Origin of the sequence: uncultured Streptococcus sp., from assembly GCF_963516575.1 — a bacterium.
Classification (GTDB): domain Bacteria; phylum Bacillota; class Bacilli; order Lactobacillales; family Streptococcaceae; genus Streptococcus.
On sequence record NZ_CAUQCP010000003.1, the window covers coordinates 32,245 to 47,987 of the forward strand.

The 15,743-nt window shown below is 39.0% G+C and carries 16 protein-coding genes; 4 read left to right on the plus strand and 12 right to left on the minus strand.

Translation table 11 applies throughout. The features are described 5' to 3' along the window. Window positions 1–47: 47 nt before the first annotated feature. Together RWM06_RS01065 and RWM06_RS01070 are read right to left on the minus strand one after the other, a co-directional pair. Window positions 48–911, minus strand: coding sequence for a helix-turn-helix domain-containing protein (locus tag RWM06_RS01065; protein WP_313969793.1), 864 nt, complete (start codon window positions 909–911; stop codon window positions 48–50). A 415-nt stretch (window positions 912–1,326) separates the two neighbouring features. Then, window positions 1,327–1,530, minus strand: a complete 204-nt coding sequence (locus tag RWM06_RS01070) for a hypothetical protein (protein WP_313969794.1) — start codon at window positions 1,528–1,530, stop codon at window positions 1,327–1,329. Window positions 1,531–1,661: 131 nt separating this feature from the next. Here RWM06_RS01070 and RWM06_RS01075 point away from each other — a divergent pair, with 131 nt between their 5' ends. Continuing rightward, on the plus strand, window positions 1,662–2,270 hold the full coding sequence (locus RWM06_RS01075; protein ID WP_313969818.1) for a hypothetical protein: 609 nt from the start codon (window positions 1,662–1,664) through the stop codon (window positions 2,268–2,270). An 86-nt stretch (window positions 2,271–2,356) separates the two neighbouring features. Here RWM06_RS01075 and RWM06_RS01080 read toward each other — a convergent pair whose 3' ends face one another. The 5 genes from RWM06_RS01080 to RWM06_RS01100 form a co-directional block, all read right to left on the minus strand. Further along, window positions 2,357–2,560 (minus strand): hypothetical protein, encoded by a 204-nt coding sequence (locus tag RWM06_RS01080; protein ID WP_001127305.1) that lies wholly within the window; start codon window positions 2,558–2,560, stop codon window positions 2,357–2,359. A 109-nt stretch (window positions 2,561–2,669) separates the two neighbouring features. Continuing rightward, window positions 2,670–3,374 carry an MIP/aquaporin family protein gene (locus RWM06_RS01085; protein ID WP_000980822.1) on the minus strand — a complete coding sequence of 235 codons (705 nt, stop codon included), beginning with the start codon at window positions 3,372–3,374 and terminating at the stop codon, window positions 2,670–2,672. 70 nt (window positions 3,375–3,444) lie between these two features. Beyond that, window positions 3,445–5,271 (minus strand): type 1 glycerol-3-phosphate oxidase, encoded by a 1,827-nt coding sequence (gene glpO / locus RWM06_RS01090; protein WP_313969795.1) that lies wholly within the window; start codon window positions 5,269–5,271, stop codon window positions 3,445–3,447. A gap of 41 nt (window positions 5,272–5,312) precedes the next feature. Further along, window positions 5,313–6,821, minus strand: coding sequence for a glycerol kinase GlpK (gene glpK / locus RWM06_RS01095; protein WP_313969796.1), 1,509 nt, complete (start codon window positions 6,819–6,821; stop codon window positions 5,313–5,315). A gap of 159 nt (window positions 6,822–6,980) precedes the next feature. Then, window positions 6,981–8,408: a helix-turn-helix domain-containing protein gene (locus RWM06_RS01100; RefSeq protein ID WP_102210251.1), complete on the minus strand. Its 1,428-nt coding sequence runs from the start codon at window positions 8,406–8,408 to the stop codon at window positions 6,981–6,983. A gap of 164 nt (window positions 8,409–8,572) precedes the next feature. Between RWM06_RS01100 and hslO the strand changes: the two genes are divergently transcribed. Genes hslO through RWM06_RS01115 form a run of 3 tightly spaced genes read left to right on the plus strand, consistent with a single transcriptional unit; the run spans window position 8,573 to window position 10,965 of the window. Beyond that, window positions 8,573–9,445 (plus strand): Hsp33 family molecular chaperone HslO, encoded by an 873-nt coding sequence (hslO, locus tag RWM06_RS01105; RefSeq protein WP_000357854.1) that lies wholly within the window; start codon window positions 8,573–8,575, stop codon window positions 9,443–9,445. Further along, a complete protein-coding gene (gene dusB / locus RWM06_RS01110) occupies window positions 9,432–10,412 on the plus strand; it encodes a tRNA dihydrouridine synthase DusB (protein WP_313969797.1) in 981 nt (326 codons plus the stop codon). The genes hslO and dusB overlap by 14 nt, the downstream gene beginning before the upstream one ends. 1 nt (window position 10,413) lies before the next feature. Then, entirely contained in the window at window positions 10,414–10,965 is a 552-nt protein-coding gene (locus tag RWM06_RS01115; protein ID WP_313969798.1) for a cysteine hydrolase family protein, read from the plus strand. A gap of 107 nt (window positions 10,966–11,072) precedes the next feature. Here RWM06_RS01115 and RWM06_RS01120 read toward each other — a convergent pair whose 3' ends face one another. From RWM06_RS01120 to RWM06_RS01140, 5 genes are all read right to left on the minus strand, one after another. After that, window positions 11,073–12,812, minus strand: a complete 1,740-nt coding sequence (locus RWM06_RS01120; protein ID WP_313969799.1) for an FtsX-like permease family protein — start codon at window positions 12,810–12,812, stop codon at window positions 11,073–11,075. 56 nt (window positions 12,813–12,868) lie between these two features. Then, window positions 12,869–13,189 (minus strand): hypothetical protein, encoded by a 321-nt coding sequence (locus RWM06_RS01125; RefSeq protein WP_313969800.1) that lies wholly within the window; start codon window positions 13,187–13,189, stop codon window positions 12,869–12,871. Window positions 13,190–13,335: 146 nt separating this feature from the next. Beyond that, window positions 13,336–14,013, minus strand: a complete 678-nt coding sequence (locus RWM06_RS01130; protein WP_000614114.1) for an ABC transporter ATP-binding protein — start codon at window positions 14,011–14,013, stop codon at window positions 13,336–13,338. An 8-nt stretch (window positions 14,014–14,021) separates the two neighbouring features. Then, complete coding sequence (locus RWM06_RS01135) at window positions 14,022–14,798, minus strand: AAA family ATPase (RefSeq protein ID WP_313969801.1); 777 nt, start codon at window positions 14,796–14,798, stop codon at window positions 14,022–14,024. Continuing rightward, window positions 14,788–15,723, minus strand: coding sequence for an AvrD family protein (locus RWM06_RS01140; protein WP_313969802.1), 936 nt, complete (start codon window positions 15,721–15,723; stop codon window positions 14,788–14,790). The genes RWM06_RS01135 and RWM06_RS01140 overlap by 11 nt, the downstream gene beginning before the upstream one ends. Window positions 15,724–15,743: the final 20 nt, after the last annotated feature.

A 15,743-nucleotide genomic window follows, 5' to 3' on the forward strand; every position in this document is an offset into this window, starting at 1 on the left:
TCTACCAAAATATTACTTCGAGATACTTCCTTTCCCATATCTGCGTATTACTTTTTACTTGCTAAAATTTTTTCTAAGTGCCTTTCATAATTCTTTGCTAAATGGTTACTTCCCGCTAATTTCATTGCTCCAATACACTTCCTCATTTCAATAATTGCTTTGCAATCCGTCTCTTTTTTATAGCGATATAGATATTGGGCATACTGGAATACCAATCGCTCATAAATTTCAGTTTCAGTGAAAAAGCATTGGTTTAGTTGCTTTTTAAAATACAAGGCATCAAGAAATTTTCCTCTTTCAATACATGTGATATATCCGTTCAATAGCATAGATGAAATCAGTCGTCTATTATTAGGAATTTCTTTATAAAAATCAGAACGTCTAGACATCTCTCTAGCCAAAACCATAAAGACATCGTGTTTTAGGACATCTAAAGTATTTGAAAAAATCAATAATTCATAGTATCCCCAATATTCAACACTAAAGAGATAGTCAGTTAGATAAGATAAATCATCACCAGAATAATAAGCTTCTCTAGATAAATCTTGTAAACGAATTTTTAATAAAATAATGTTAAGCTTATGAAATTTCTCTTGTTTAGAATCTGACTCCATCTGAGAATAAAGTAGTTTTTTCAACCCATCAACATTATGATTTGATACAAAATGCCTAACCTTTGATAAGAGTTCGTTCAGTTCATCACGATGAAAATCATGAACAGCATACATAAATTCATCAATAGGCATGTTAATTTCATCCAAAATAGCCATAAATTTTGAAATGGTTAAATCAGTCTCTCCCTTTTCAAAACGTGAGAGCTGTGATGTTGATATACCAGCTTTTTCGACATCTTTCAAGCGAAAACCTCTAGATTCTCGAAACTTTTTAAAAATTTCTCCAAATTTTTTCATAATATCTCTCCAACAAGCATATATGGGAACAGTTTTTGATTTTTAATATTTTAGCATAAAATAGAGGAAAATAAAAGTGAGGTATTTCACATGAAAAAGCAAAAACTATTGTCTTTATTATTCCTACTTTTTGAAAGAATTATTATTATCGTTGTTGGTTAGTACTAAGAAGTTAGTTAGTAGAATACTTACATCTTCAATCGAAAAAGAGACTGGGAAAAAGTCTTAAAAATCAGAAAAACGCTCAAATCCTTTGGCGCTCTAAGCTTTTCTAATGATAGGGATAGGTCGCAAAAAAGTCTGAAAAACTCTCAGAATCGCCGTCTCAGCACCAAAAATGCGTAAAAATTGCATGAAAAAACGAAAATTCGAGGTCTGCATACAAAAAATCGGAGGTGTTAGCCTCCAATTTGTCCTATTTATTTTTTATTGTTTTTTTTATTGTAGAGCAGACCCAAGCGAATGAACATAGGTTGTAAAAAGCAAATGAAAAAATTGCGAGGATGATAGCTCCTGTATCTAAATAACCTCTTTCAAGACCGTTTTTCAACAACAACAAGCCTGTAGTTTCGATAACGATCAAATATAAAAATATATAAAAAATTTTCGCATTAAGCATATTGTTACCGCTTTCTTTTTATTTGGTTTTATTGTATAATAAAAGTTGAAAAAAATCAAAAATACAAAGGAGTTTCCGTTATGTCTAAGATGTCTAAATGCATGTGTTTGCTAGCTATGTCTGTTTTCTGTATGTCTAGCATTTCCCCGTCGCTTGTTGTTTTTGCTGATGATAGCTTATCGGCAAACTCTAAAGTTGTATCTGGTGAGACTCAGTTTAAGAATGGCTCATCAGTGCGGTTCGGAGATACGCAAGTAAATATTTTAAGTGATGAAGTTCTTGAGGTGGTCAATCCAGATGGAAGTGTAGACACTATTGAACAACGTGCTGATGGTGTCTATATCAATGGGTCATTTTATATGGATTATCAAAAGAATGAAATCGACCTAAATATATCTTTTAGATCATACGATCCTAATGTTTGGAATTACGTCAACACAATACATGGGAATAAACAAGCTAACACATTCGCTAATTTCATGGCTGATGCTGGACTAAGTTTTATAATTGGTAAGATAGGTGCTGTATTGGGAGGTCCATGGGGTGCAATAATTGGTGGAGCATTTTGGGGTATACAAGCTTATCAGGCTTACTTGGATTCACAAAGTCCATATCCATACTACATAACAAGTACTTATATCCATGTTGCTCAAAGAAAATGGAAGTTTATCACTGAATACTATAGAAACTCAGATTATACTGGGTATGTAAAAACCGAAACAACCTACGTGAATTTCTAAAATATAAACCCTGCCTAGATATAAAGGCAGGGTTTATATTTTAGTTAATTGCTCAAGTAATTTGTAAGCATAATACTTGCGAAACTCTATTTGTTCAAGCGGTTCAAAAGCTCTTGTTTTTTATCCTCAAGCTCAGCTCTCCTTTGCTCGATTTCTTCACGTTTTTGGGCGATTTCTGCTTGCGCCTCGGGAGTTTCCAAAGTGCCTTGTGACTTGTGAAATTCTACTAGCATATCAACGATTTTTGGGTCTAATTCGTTGACATAATCAGGATTTGACCATTTCGGCACGTTGCTTGCAGGTGCTTGATATGATGCGTTTTATTATGAGAAGATTTACTTCATTTTTTCCTGAGATTGAGTTTTTACCCAATCACTATCAAAATAAATGCTTTCTAAATTAGAAAAGTGAGAATACAAGCACGGCCAAGGCTGCACCGATAACAGGTCCCACAACAGGAATCCAAGCGTAAGACCAGTCTCCGTCTCCCTTGTTTGGAATTGGCAAGATACTGTGCATGATACGAGGTCCAAGGTCACGCGCAGGGTTCAAGGCATAACCTGTTGTCCCACCTAGTGATAGACCGATACCGACAATCAAAGTTCCTACTGCAAAGGTTCCGATACCTGCCTGAAAATCGTAAAGACCCAAAGCAAAGATTGTCAACACCAAAACAAAGGTTCCAAGGATTTCGCTAATCAAGTTTGATACAGTATCCTTAATAGCTGGACCAGTGCTGAAAGTAGCCAAAATATTGCCTGCATTTTCTTCTGCCTCATAATGCGGTTTAAATTGCAACCAAACCAAAATCTGACCCAGCATAGCCCCTGCGAACTGGGCTAATATATAAGGGAAAACGGAAGCCCAAGGCAAACCACCTTTTAAGGCCACACCGATGGTCACAGCTGGATTTAAATGAGCTGGACTGAGCTTGCCAGATACAAAGACCGCAACCGCAACTGCAATCCCCCAACCCATGGTAATCACAATCCAACCTGAACTGTTGCTCTTGGTTTTTGGAAGAACCACACCTGCAACAACACCATTTCCTAGAAGAATCAGGATTAAAGTTCCCAAAAATTCTCCAAATAATTCATTCATCATCTTTCTGTCTCCATTAAAAAGAAGGAGAGGGTAGACTAGGAGTCCTGCCCTCCACCTCTTTTATTTTTTCTTAATTTTTTAATTCTGCTAAATCGTTGTTAGCAAGAGCTGATTCGACATCAGCACGGTAGGCTGCTTTTTCTTCTTCTGACCAGTCATAGAATCGTCCCATTTCATCCAAAACTGGCTCAACGATGCTATCCAAACTATCACGCATAAAGAGCATGTGGTTGGTACGACGAAGAAGGAAGTCAACTGGGCTAAGAGCCAACTCATTGCGCATTGCATAGTGAAGTGACAAAGTGTCTGCCAAACTGAGTCCTGGCGCTTGTTCCAAGCTATGAGCAAGAGCAAAGACTTTCGGTGCATTTGAACCGTAAAGATTTGCTAGGTAATGAGCTTCCTTGCTATCCAAACCACGTGACACTCCAAGTTGCGCAAAGGCTTCGATTTCTGAGTCCACATTTGCTGGGTTCAATTCTCCACCTGAAACAGGGTATGTCTTAGAGTTGATGAGTTTAAAGCTGCGGTCAAATTCTGCTTTGAGGATGTCAACCACGCGCTCCATAGCTCCTTCAGCCATCTTACGGTAGTCTGTGATTTTACCACCAGCAAGAGTCAAGAGACCATTGTCATCACGGTCCAAGCTCGAACCACGAGAAACTGCAGATGGGTCCAAATGTTTCTCAGAGGTACTGCTTTCAAGCTTGCTGACAGCAGACTCAACATCTTCACGCGTTTTTTCTTTAGAGAGATAAGATTCAACAGTCGCAATCAAGTTGTTAAAGCTTTCATCACTGATGGTTCCGTTATTTCCGCCATTGTAGTCAGAAGCGCTATTACCTGCGATCAATGGACGAAGACCTGCCCAGCTGCTTTCGATATCATCAATGGTGATGTTGGCTTCTGGGAAGCGGTTATTGACAATGCCAAGTAGATAATCTACATCTTCCTGCGTCACTTTTGGATGTTCCAAATCGCCTGTGTAGTCTGTATCGGTTGTACCAAAGTAAGTCTTGTTTTCACGTGGGAGGACAAAGACCATCCGGCCATCACCCAAACCTGTGTCAAAGTAAACTGGCTGTGAAACCTTGATCTTGCTTGAATCCACTACCAAGTGAACTCCCTTAGTTGGACGCATTTGTGAGAATTGGGTTCCCTTATTAGACAAATTGCGTACTTTGTCGCTCCAAGGACCTGTTGTGTTAATAACCAGACGGACCTTGATTTCAAAGACTTGGTCTGTCAACAAATCACGAGCTACAACACCAGTAATCTTGCCACTTTCGTCAAAGAGGAAGCCTTCTGCCTTCACGTGGTTAGCAATGAGGGCACCGTCTTGGTTGGCACGTTTGATGTTTTCGATCACGAGACGCGCATCGTTGTTACGGAAGTCAAGATAAACTCCACCTCCTACCAAGCCTTCTTTCTTCAAGTTTGGCTGGCGTTCCAAGACTTCTTCCTTGCTCAAGACCTTGTTAGCAGCTGGTGTGTTGTTAACTCCTGCCAAAAGGTCATACAAGTCCATAGCTACTTTAAGACGGAAGAGGCTAAAGGTTGCTCCATCTTCATCGTAAACTGGCAAGAGCATTGGATCTGGTTTTGGAATATGTGGTGCAATTTGTTGAACCACTGCACGTTCTGAAACCGTATCTGATACAACTTCTACGTCAAATTGTTTGAGGTAACGAAGACCTCCGTGGACCAATTTTGTTGAACGGCTAGATGTTCCTTCTGCGAAGTCCTGCATTTCAATCAAACCAGTATCTAGACCACTAGCTGCAGCCTGCAAAGCTACACCAGCCCCTGTGATTCCTCCACCGATAATCAAGAGGTCCAGGGTACGTTCTTGCATTTTTTTAATTGATAATTCACGTGTTTTCTTTGAAAATTCCATATTTACACACTTTCTAACTGAGTCGCTTTATTCTTCCAATATTAGTCATCGATTTCCGCAAAGACTTGCGTTGCTTTCACAGCCTTCTTCCAGCCCTTGTAGAGTTGTTCCTTGCGCGATTCGTTCATAGATGGCTCAAAGAGTTCTCCAGTCTCATTCAAGAGCTTCAACTCATCCAAGTCTTTCCAGTAACCTACTGACAAACCTGCTAGGAAGGCTGCTCCTAGAGCTGTTGTTTCCAAGTTTTTGGCGCGTGCAATGTCGATTCCCAAGATGTCAGCTTGGAACTGCATGAGGAAGTTGTTCATAGCTGCACCACCGTCTACTTTCAAAACTTGGATAGCTGTCTGAGCATCCACTTGCATCGTATCGATAATATCACGCACTTGATAAGCAATTGATTGAAGAGTTGCCTTGATAAAGTCTTCCTTACTTGTTCCACGAGTCAATCCAAAGACAGAACCGCGAGCATTTTGGTTCCAGTATGGAGCACCTAGACCTGTAAAGGCTGGAACGACATAAACTTCATCGTTGTTGTGAGAATCACGAGCGTATTTTTCAGATTCTGGTGAATTTTCAACCATGCGAAGACCATCACGAAGCCATTGAATGGCACTTCCTGCGATGAAGATAGAACCTTCCAAGGCATAGTAAACCTTGCCATTGATTCCGTAACCAATCGTTGTCAAGAGGTTATTTTCAGACAACTGCATTTCTTCACCAGTATTCATGATGATGAAGGAACCTGTTCCATAAGTATTCTTGACCATACCTGGTTCAAAGGCCAACTGTCCAAAGAGGGCTGCTTGTTGGTCCCCAGCCATACCTGAGATTGGGACTTCTCCACCATAGAAATGGAATGGAGCTGTCTTGCCGTAGATTTCAGAGTTAGAACGAACTTCTGGTAGCATAACCTTAGGAATATTGAGGATTTCCAAAATCTCATCATCCCATTTAAGTTCTTTAATGTTATAAAGCATGGTACGGGCTGCATTTGAGTAATCCGTCACGTGAGCCGCACCGTCAGTTAATTTCCAGACCAACCAAGTATCAATAGTACCAAAGAGCAATTCACCCTTTTCAGCTCGCTCTTGAGCACCTTCAACATGGTCTAAAATCCAACGAACCTTGGTCGCAGAGAAGTAAGCATCGATGATCAAACCAGTCTTTTCATGAAATTTTTCCACATAACCTTGACTTTTTAGTTGCTCAGCCAAAGGTGCTGTCTGACGTGATTGCCAAACGATAGCATTGTAGATAGGAAGCCCTGTTTTCTTATCCCAGACGACAGTTGTTTCACGCTGGTTGGTAATCCCGATGGCTTCGATTTGATTTGGCTTGACACCACTTTCGATGAAAGCACCCGCGATAACTGACTGAACAGAGTTCCAAATTTCATTGGCATTGTGCTCAACCCAACCTGCCTGAGGGAAAATCTGGGTAAACTCTTTTTGACTCGAGCTAACCTTTTCCCCTTTTTTGTTGAAAATGATGGCACGAGAACTTGTAGTTCCCTGGTCAATGGCCATGATGTATTTTTCTTGTGACATGTGCTGTCCTCCTGATAATGATCTTGAGGATGTCTCCTCTTTACAGTAACTAGTATACAAAATAAAGCGCTTTCTTGTTTATCAACTTTTTTTAATTTTTAAAAAAATGTGAGGAGATTGTGTGAATTTCACAAAAAAGACCTGGAACAACCAAGCCTTTTAAGTGAATAATAACTGACGAATCCCTGCCAAATCCTCCATATCCAAGTCGTTTTTTAAATAATAGACTGGTGTCTGTTCCTTCTTATGAATAGGGTTATTGGTAACCAGCAAATCATAATGCCGAGTTCGGTCATAGGCTTCAATGGTAATAAAACGATTGTATTCCAAATACCGTTTCAAAATGGCGGCCATCCTTGAAAAGACAAGAAAACCAGATGTCAAATCCAGACCAATCCGCATATGCTGACCACCATTTTCAGCCATATATTCTATCAACTGAAGCCACTCCCAGAGAATTTTCTTATCCAAATCCGTCCCCTGCTGAAAGGCAGGTAGAACATGAAAAATCTCCTCTGCTGTCTCTTTAAAATCATGTTCCATCAGTAAATATGGATGACGATTCTCTAACTGGTACTTGTAGCGATCCTGTAAAATATAGCCCTTATAGAGATAGACTTGAGCACTAAGCTGACTGAGTTCATAGGTAACATGGTCCTCTGTATAACCGCCCAGCAACTCCTCCTTCTTCATTTCTTGAATCAACTGCGTCAGTAAATCTGCCAACTGCCCTCCAAATCCAAGAATATACTCCATAGTATGAAGAGGAAGAATACGATGAGATAGAAGGAAAGAGAAGAAAATCATCATCTCACCATCCTCAGTTCCTAGAGGAAGGTGTTGCCCAGCAAAAAAGGACGGAGCCTTTCTCAGCAAACGAAGATAGAAAATATTGTCAAAATACCCATGCATTTTCTCTTCTATGACTTGAAACTGACAGGCATTGACCCGGAGACGTTGTTGACTGATATGAGACCAGAGAACCAAGTCCAATTTCTGCCCCGAAGATAAACTCGCACCGCAGATTTCTTCTAAACTGGCAATCTCCTGCTTTCTCTCTGGTTTCTGCATGTGACCTTCCCACTCCTGACTGGACCAGACCCTACGGAAAAGACAGAAATAAAAATAGCGAATCTGATGCTCTGGACCTCGCCAACGTCCATTCTGGATGGATAAATCAAATTCTGACAAAATCTGATTTAAGCTAGCTAAGTGGCGACCAAGCGTAGCCTCACTAATCATCAATTCTTGAGCCAGCTGATGAGCTAAAAACTGTTGGTGGTAGAGAAGATAAACCAAAATCTGGTATTTAACAGCATTCTCCAAAAACAAGCTCCGAATATCTCTCCCCTTGGTAGCTGCACCGATTGACAGACGCAGATTTTCATCTTCTAAGGAGATGTTCAGCTCTAAACCACTGTCCAAAGCCTTGTCATTGAGCAGGGTGACATATTTGGTTAGGGTTACTTTTGAAAATCCTGTTTCCTCCATTACAGCCTTTACGGTCGTCTCAGACTCTTGTAAGAGAAAGGAAAGGATTGAAAATTGGCCAGATTCAGCCTTTTCCATCAAATCTCCTAAATACATTTGTTACCCCTTTCATTTTCTACCTTAAGCATAGCATAAATCTTACAAATGCTGAAATAATCTGTTTCTCTTTTTATTTTCATGCTGATTTCCTGGTCCATTATCCTGAAAATCAGCAAACACACGGCTCCCCCTTTGGGCATTTTTATGCTAAAATAGTAGCTATGGATAAAATTATTAAAACGATATCAGAAAGCGGAGCCTTTCGTGCTTTTGTCCTTGATAGCACGGAAACCGTCCGCACTGCTCAAGAAAAACACCAAACCCAAGCTAGCTCAACTGTAGCGCTTGGTCGAACTCTTATCGCTAGCCAGATTCTCGCAGCCAATGAAAAAGGGAATACCAAACTAACAGTGAAGGTACTGGGATCTAGCTCTCTAGGAGCCATTATCACCGTTGCTGATACCAAGGGGAACGTCAAAGGCTATGTTCAAAATCCAGGTGTTGACATCAAAAAGACTGCAACTGGTGAAGTTCTAGTTGGACCTTTTGTTGGAAATGGTCAATTCCTCGTTATCACAGACTACGGTACTGGAAATCCTTACAACTCTATGACTCCTCTCATCTCTGGAGAAATTGGTGAAGACCTGGCCTTTTACCTGACCGAAAGCCAACAGACCCCTTCTGCAGTAGGCCTCAATGTCCTTTTAGACGAAGAAGACAAGGTTAAGGTTGCAGGTGGTTTCCTAGTTCAAGTCTTGCCGGGAGCCAAGGAAGAAGAAATTGCTCGCTTTGAGAAACGCATCCAAGAAATGCCAGCTATCTCTACTCTTCTAGAAAGTGAAGACCATATCGAAGCCCTCCTCAAGGCTATCTACGGTGACGAGGCCTACAAGCGTCTTTCTGAAGAAGAAATCCGTTTCCAATGTGACTGTAGCCATGAACGCTTTATGAACGCTCTTGCAAGCCTTCCAAGCTCAGACTTGCAGGAAATGAAAGAGGAAGACCACGGGGCAGAAATCACTTGTCAATTCTGCCAAACTACTTATAACTTTGATGAAAACGATCTGGAGGAACTCATTCGTGACAAATCTTAATACACCTTTTATGATTGGCAATGTTGAGATTCCCAATCGTACCGTTTTAGCACCCATGGCTGGTGTGACTAACTCAGCCTTTCGTACCATCGCAAAAGAGCTCGGAGCTGGACTCGTTGTCATGGAAATGGTCTCTGACAAGGGAATCCAATACAACAACGAAAAAACCCTGCACATGCTTCATATCGATGAAGGCGAAAACCCTGTTTCTATCCAACTTTTTGGTAGTGATGAAGACAGCCTAGCACGCGCAGCAGAATTCATCCAAGAAAACACTAAGACCGATATCGTGGATATCAACATGGGCTGCCCAGTTAACAAAATCGTGAAGAATGAAGCTGGAGCTATGTGGCTCAAGGATCCAGATAAGATTTACTCTATCATCAACAAGGTTCAGTCTGTCCTTGATATCCCCCTTACTGTCAAAATGCGTACTGGCTGGGCGGACCCATCTCTTGCCGTAGAAAATGCCCTCGCTGCTGAAGCTGCAGGTGTTTCTGCCCTCGCTATGCATGGCCGTACCCGTGAACAAATGTACACAGGCCACGCAGACCTTGAGACCCTTCACAAAGTCGCTCAAGCATTGACCAAGATTCCATTTATCGCCAACGGTGACATCCGTACGGTTCAAGAAGCCAAACAACGTATCGAAGAAGTCGGTGCTGACGCAGTCATGATTGGCCGCGCTGCCATGGGAAATCCCTACCTCTTCAACCAAATCAACCATTATTTTGAAACAGGAGAAATCCTACCTGATTTGACCTTTGAGGACAAGATGAAAATCGCCTACGAACATTTGAAACGTTTGATTAACCTCAAAGGGGAAAACGTAGCAGTTCGTGAATTCCGTGGCCTCGCTCCTCACTACCTCCGTGGAACATCTGGCGCTGCCAAACTCCGTGGAGCCATCTCCCAAGCTAGCACCCTAGCAGAGATTGAAGCTCTCTTGCAGTTGGAAAGGGCTTAAAATGGTTCATACTGCTCTACTGATTATCGATATGCAAAAAGCATTTGATAACCCTATCTGGGGAGAACGAAACAACCTTCAAGCTGAACAACAAGCACTGAGGGTACTGGCATACTTTCGTAAACACGCTCTTCCAGTCTTACATGTTCAACATATATCTGACAATCCCCAGTCGCAATTTCATAACAAACAAAATCAGGAGTTTAAAAGTGGATTTGAACCAGTTGCTTCAGAACCTGTCTTTCAAAAAACGGTTAATAGCGCCTTTATTGGAACAAATCTTGAAACATATTTACGATCAAATCAGATTTGTCATTTAGTCCTTGTTGGTTTGACCCTGCCTCATTGTGTATCTACTACGACACGAATGGCAGCAAATCTTGGTTTTGAAGTCACTTTACTAGCAGATGCCACTGCCAGTTTTACCCTATCTAACAAAAACGGTCAGGCCATCTCTCCTGAGACTATCCATGAGATTAATCTCCTTTCTCTACAAGATGAGTTTGCTCAAATTCTTACTACAGAAGAATTTTTAACCCAAGTACAAGTATAAAATAATCCGTCAACTCTTATTTGAGCTGGCGGATTTTCTTTGAGTATTAGAACTGATGATTAACAATTATTCATAAATGTCTATAGATTCACTCAGAACTGATCATACTAGTCTACCCCCTTTAGAGCGCTAATCATGTCAATCTTTCTCATACGAAGACTAATAAAATAAGCAGTCCCTAAGGATGTAAACCAAACCAATAACGTAGCAGAAACAAGGACATACATACTGACATAAGCGGTATACTCAATTCGAATCGTCGAAAATGTTGCTACATATTCTTTCAAAAACCATATGCCTAAAGGAATTCCTACTAGCCACCCAATAAAGGTAGTTAGTATAGTCTCAAAAAGAGTTACCATCTGTAGATATTGATTAGAAAATCCTAATACTTGCAATGTAGCATAGTCTCTCATTCTCTCTACAAAGTTTAAAGAACCTAGATTATAGAGAACAATAATAACAAGTAATAAAGCAAAACCAATAATCATTAGAAATACACTCATTAAACTAGCTACAAAATCATAGGCATTTTTTTCTTGGCTCCCTTTTTCAATGACAGATAGAACACCTTTGTCTTGCTTAATAGTATCTTGGTCCACCTCTGACCCAACTAATAAAGTATGTGGAGTAAAATCTCCCCCTGCTTTTTCAAAGACTCTAGCATGAAGATAAGCCCCTTGATTGGTTTCACTTGTGACAATCCCTTTTACTTCAAACTTGTAAGTATGACCATCTTGATAAGGAGTTACAGTTAAAACATCTCCGACTTTAATACCTGCCAAACGGGCAAATGATTTAGTTACATACAAACCATCATCTTTCAAAGAATCAGCACTCTCTGTTTTTGCTTGGATCATATCTCCATCATCAAATATAATCAATAAACGATTGTAACCATCATCTGGATTAAAATGTGCTTGTGAAATTTGTACACCTTGCCCACCATATCTAGACTTAGAAGATGTATAATCCGCTACGGTCAGTCGTTTTGAATAAGAAAAATCTTCATTGTATGCCTTATCAACAAGATGATTCATGGACACAGGCATACCAATTCCAGCAATCAGTAACATCATACTTCCTGCAACTCCCACGATTCCCATCAAAACTCGAATACGATTAAACGAGGCATCACGAATTGCCCATCTAGAAGGATAAGAAATTCGTTGCCAGATAGAGGAAAATCTTTCCACAAAGACAGATTTAGCAAGTTTTTCTTTGCCTCTTAAAAATATTGCTGGTAAGCCTCTAGCTGACTCTCTAGAAGCTAAATAGGCAGCTAAAATACAAATTATAATGACTACAATACCAACAACTATTGATGAAGATGAATAAGAGATTTGCCAATTTGGAAGTGTAAACATTGACTTTTGAGTTTCTAGTACAAACCATGACATCAAGGGAGAAATAGCAAAGCCTGCGAAACTTCCTAATAAACTGACTACTAAGCCAAATAAAATATAATGTAAACTGATAGCCTGATTTGAAAAACCTAAAGCCTTTAATACAGCAATCTCTTTTGTTTGACCATCAATCAAACGCTGAATGGTTGTAAACATAGCCAAAATAGCTAACAAAATAAAGATAAAAGAAAATAAGTAAGATAAATTCCTAATTTGCCCAACTCGATCGGTAGCTTCTGATATTTCAGTTAAACTTTTTTGATCTTGATAAGAAACTAAATCGCCCCCAAAAATAGACTCTAAATCTCCTCGCAAATCCACCTTAGAACCGTAAATTTCTAAGACATTATCTGACGATAAACCCAGAATTCCTTTTGCAATTTCATTATCTGCAATATAACCATAGGCATCATTGTCAGGATTTGGAGCTATATATTCCATGCTACCTGTAAAATAAATCTTATCTGTCGCCTGAACAAATCCTACAATTTCTAAATCTATCTGCTTCCCCCTTGATGAAATAGAAATTGAATCTCCAATCTGTAAATGATTCTTCTTCGCATAATTCCCATCAATCCAAATCGAATCTTGTTTTCCTTCAAAAAAAGACTTCCTTCTGTCACTGTAACCAGTTGATTATCTGTAATCGTTTCAAGATTGATTCGTCCGTCAGTCTTGTCTAAACGAACAATATTCGCAAATCCTTTCTTTTTACTAACAACTTTTTCAACAGAAGATAAGAGTTCAACCTGCTTGATTTTTGATTCATCAATTTGTCTCGCTTGAACCCAAACAACAGGAAGTTCAGATTGTTTCAAATAACTCTCTAGACTCTTTTCAAGTCCATGCCAAGCTCCTTGTAGCCCTACAAAGATTAATACACTTAATAGAGACATCAGAAAAACAGAGAAAAATTGTTGCCAATTTTGCCGAAGATCTCTTAATAATTTTATATGAAGATACCTCATCCCAGCACCTCTTCATTATTCTCTATTTTTTCAATACTTCCATCTTTCAAATATATAACTCGATCTGCAAATTTAGCAAACTCTCTATTATGTGTAACCATTACAACTGCTGCATTCCCATTTCTAGAAACTTCCTTCAATAAAGTTAAAATACTATCGCCTGTCTTTGAATCTAACGCTCCTGTAGGTTCATCACACAATAATAGACTAGGCTCTTTAGCCAATGCCCGTGCAATTGATACACGTTGCATTTCACCTCCAGAAAGTTGATTAGGAAAATTATTTTTTCTATGAAGTAAACCAACTTGATCTAAATACATATCAATTTCTTTATTGTTTTTCACTAAATTTGCTGCAATACCTATGTTCTCCTTGGCCGTTAAACTTGGAACTAAGTTATAAAATTGAAAAACAAAACCAATTTTATCTTTTCGATAAGCAGATAATTCCTTATCCGTAAACTTTGTTACTAGTTCCTCATCAAATATAAAGGTTCCTGATGTCGCACGATCCATCCCACCAAGTAAATTTAGTAACGTACTTTTCCCTGAACCTGATGGACCCAAAATAACTGTAAATTTCCCTTTCTCAATAGAAAAACTAACTTGATCCAAAGCACGAACTTCTTGCTCTCCTACCTTATAAATCTTACTAATATTTTGAAACTGAATCATACATACTCCTAATATCTTGTCATAAATTTTATTTTTTCCTTTAATGTAGGCTCTTCATACTGTTCTATGATACGTTTAGATACTGCTTCCCTGTTTTCTCGTATAACCTTTTCAGCTAAGGAAATAGCCTCATCTACTGGAACAACTATTGGCAACTTATAATGTTGAATGATCTGATTTAACCGTTCTTTCTGACTACCTTTTACACAATAAGGAGTCAGACCCAAATTCCTATAAGCCTCATATAATTCCTCATCTGATAAATTCCGATACTCTTCAGATACTGGTCTATGCCCGTCTGGATCCATTGCAAACTCTACTGGTAAATGAACAACATCTGTATACCACAATTTCGCATGATTCTTAGAGACAACTCCATAAGCAGTCAAATATTTTTTGAAAAATGTTCGACCAGGAATACCTAAAATAGATTTCATCAATCGATGAACGAATGCTGAGCCTGGATTAATTCCTACCCTCATTCGAACAGTCCCGTAAATCCATTCATTCAATACTGACCCATCTGATAGAAAACTTCCATGCTCCTTGTATAAAATTCCTTCTGTACGAATTCTCTCTTCAAAACGCTTTAACCCCAGTGCCATTAACTCAGTTGATGACATATCCTGAAATCTTCTTCCAGGATATAAATCTGTCAAAATTTCCCTCGCAGATAAAGCATCAATTAAGGGAAGTCCCGTTGCAATCGAAAGAGCTGTAGCAGTTGTTGTCTTACCCGTAGAATAAGTACCTGATATGACTAGCCTCAATTCTCTATTTCCCATCACTGCCCCCTCCATCAGGTAATTTTTGAGCTATTTTACTTTTAAAGACTACCTTATGATCTATATCATATCCAGACATTTCGTAGACTTTCCAATGTTCTTCTCTAATTTTTAACAATCTATTTTTTGAAACACTACCACTAAGCTCCACTACTCCGTTTAAAATTGGTGAATCCAAGTCTGCACTTACTTGCTTCATCCACATGGTATTGCTCTCCTCTCGAGATATCTCTTCGATATGGTAGGCTAACATCTCTGCCATTTGAGAAAAAATAATCAGAAGCTCTAACAAACTATAATCATTCTTTTCTAGACTACCTACACCACTATATTCAACATCTTTGATCAATACTTGCTCTGCTTTACAAGATATACTACTATCTGAAAACTCAACATCGTATATATCATGTTGTCTATCTCTTAAATGCGTTGATAAAAAATCTCTACCTTGTTCTCCTATAGCAACTACATTTTCCATACATTCTAATAATTGATAGCCTAAACAAACTTTCATATCCATTACCAAGCAATCAAATTCAATCACTTGGTTCGTCATTTTGAAATTTTGTAATTCTAATTTTAAATTTACCAATTCTTCTATAGCTTTTATTCCTGACTTTATCTCAAAATGGCTTAACCTATACTGATTTAAGCTCACTCCCATTCTTTTCAGTATTTCACTTCCAAATAAATGAGCTAATACTATTCCATCTAATGTACTCAGGTGCTGCTGTATGATTTCAGATTGTTTACTAGACCACAAACCTTCTTGATGAAGAGACCCAACCCCTTCTAAAATATTTTTCAACTTATACTCAATGAAAATCAAAGAGCAAACTAGGAAGCTAGCCGCAGGCTGTACTTGAGTACGGCAAGGCGACGCTGACGTAGTTTGAATTTGATTTTCGAAGAGTATTAACTTCATAAGTCGTTCTCTTATGTCCT

Bases quoted from the DNA above. Each gene is read 5' to 3' on its own strand.
- RWM06_RS01065 (WP_313969793.1), bottom strand. From the start codon at position 911: ATGAAAAAATTTGGAGAAATTTTTAAAAAGTTTCGAGAATCTAGAGGT.
- RWM06_RS01070 (WP_313969794.1), bottom strand. From the start codon at position 1,530: ATGCTTAATGCGAAAATTTTTTATATATTTTTATATTTGATCGTTATC.
- RWM06_RS01075 (WP_313969818.1), top strand. From the start codon at position 1,662: ATGTCTAGCATTTCCCCGTCGCTTGTTGTTTTTGCTGATGATAGCTTA.
- RWM06_RS01085 (WP_000980822.1), bottom strand. From the start codon at position 3,374: ATGATGAATGAATTATTTGGAGAATTTTTGGGAACTTTAATCCTGATT.
- glpO (WP_313969795.1), bottom strand. From the start codon at position 5,271: ATGGAATTTTCAAAGAAAACACGTGAATTATCAATTAAAAAAATGCAA.
- glpK (WP_313969796.1), bottom strand. From the start codon at position 6,821: ATGTCACAAGAAAAATACATCATGGCCATTGACCAGGGAACTACAAGT.
- RWM06_RS01100 (WP_102210251.1), bottom strand. From the start codon at position 8,408: ATGTATTTAGGAGATTTGATGGAAAAGGCTGAATCTGGCCAATTTTCA.
- hslO (WP_000357854.1), top strand. From the start codon at position 8,573: ATGGATAAAATTATTAAAACGATATCAGAAAGCGGAGCCTTTCGTGCT.
- RWM06_RS01115 (WP_313969798.1), top strand. From the start codon at position 10,414: ATGGTTCATACTGCTCTACTGATTATCGATATGCAAAAAGCATTTGAT.
- RWM06_RS01120 (WP_313969799.1), bottom strand. From the start codon at position 12,812: ATGGAATATATAGCTCCAAATCCTGACAATGATGCCTATGGTTATATT.
- RWM06_RS01130 (WP_000614114.1), bottom strand. From the start codon at position 14,013: ATGATTCAGTTTCAAAATATTAGTAAGATTTATAAGGTAGGAGAGCAA.
- RWM06_RS01135 (WP_313969801.1), bottom strand. From the start codon at position 14,798: ATGGGAAATAGAGAATTGAGGCTAGTCATATCAGGTACTTATTCTACG.
- RWM06_RS01140 (WP_313969802.1), bottom strand. From the start codon at position 15,723: ATGAAGTTAATACTCTTCGAAAATCAAATTCAAACTACGTCAGCGTCG.